The organism is Sphingobium terrigena, assembly GCF_003591655.1.
GTDB lineage: Bacteria > Pseudomonadota > Alphaproteobacteria > Sphingomonadales > Sphingomonadaceae > Sphingobium > Sphingobium terrigena.
Genome location: NZ_QVRA01000084.1, coordinates 1 through 1293, shown reverse-complemented (window position 1 = coordinate 1293; position 1293 = coordinate 1). Strand labels below are relative to the sequence as shown.

2 protein-coding genes are annotated in these 1293 nt (G+C 64.9%); both read left to right on the top strand.

Annotated features, from left to right (window positions below):
* Positions 1–564: substrate-binding domain-containing protein (locus D0Z70_RS24455; RefSeq protein ID WP_182914110.1), on the top strand; the 564-nt coding region annotated here is incomplete at its 5' end.
* Positions 557–1159 (top strand): TMEM175 family protein, encoded by a 603-nt coding sequence (locus D0Z70_RS24450; protein WP_239019134.1) that lies wholly within the window; start codon positions 557–559, stop codon positions 1157–1159. The genes D0Z70_RS24455 and D0Z70_RS24450, both read left to right, overlap by 8 nt.
* The last annotated feature ends 134 nt before the right edge of the window (positions 1160–1293 follow it).

Below are 1293 nucleotides of genomic sequence, written 5' to 3'. Positions count from 1 at the left end.
GAATTCCCGACGGTGCAGTTGCGCCTGCATGTCGAGGCACTCGGCGCGATCACGGCGATGGTGCTGGACCGGCAGGCGGTCGTCGGCATTTCGGGGCCTTTGGCGGCCGGTGTCGAAGGTGTGGAATGCGTCGCGGCTGGGTCCGTGCCGATGGTGCCGGTCGCAGCGCCCGATCATCCGCTAGGCCGGATGGAGCGGATACCCCCCGGCGCGGGACGCGAATACACGCAACTGGTGCTGACCGACCGTTCCCGCTTTACCGAGGGACAGGATTATTCAGTGATGAGTCCCAAAACGTGGCGTCTGGCGGATTTGGGTGCCAAGCACGCACTGCTGCGCGAGGGGATCGGTTGGGGCAACATGCCGCTGCCGATGATCGAACCGGACCTGATCGACGGATCGCTAACAAGGCTGGCCATGCCCGATCATACTGGCGGCATGTATCGGTTTGCAGGCGTGTGGCGGCGCGATACGCCGCCGGGGCCGGCCGCTTCCTGGCTGCTCGACCAGTTCGTTGCGCTGGGACAGAACGACAAAGCGCTGGAGGGTATGGGCGATGTCTGAGCAGCGCAGAGGTGGCGGTATGTCGTCCGGTCGGCTGGAGGCCTTCACCGATGGCGTAGTCGCCATCATCATCACGATCATGGTGCTGGAACTGAAGGTGCCGCGCGATGGCAGTCTGGCCGCGCTGTCAGACAGCCTGCCGATCCTGCTCGCCTATATCCTCTCCTTCATCAATGTCGGGCTTTACTGGAACAACCATCACCATCTGCTGCACGCGACCGACCGGATCGATGGCAAGGTGCTGTGGGCCAACCTGTTCCTGCTGTTCTGGCTCAGCCTCGTTCCCTTCGTCATTCGCTGGCTCGATGCGAGCGGCTTTTCCGCGATGGCGACGGCCTCCTATGGCGTAGTGCTGGCAATGGCGGCGATCGGATACGAACTGACCGAGCGGGCGATCATCGCTTGCAACGGCACGCAATCGGCGCTGGCGCGCGCGGTGGGGTCGGATCGCAAGGGCAAGATCACGCTCGCCCTTTACGCCGTTGCCGTACCGGCCGCCTTTTTCGCGCGGCCGGTGGCGATTGCGCTCTACATCATCGTCCTGCTGCCCTGGCTTGCGCCCGACCGGCGGATCGAGCGCGCTTTGGGCGATTAGGTGGCAGCGCTTTCGCTCGCGGCGGGATGCATCATGCAGGCCAGCGTTCCCGCGAGGACAAGGAAGCCAGCCAGCAGCAGCGGCAGGACGAGGCCGCCATGGGTGACAAACCACGCGCCGATGGCCGCGCCCAG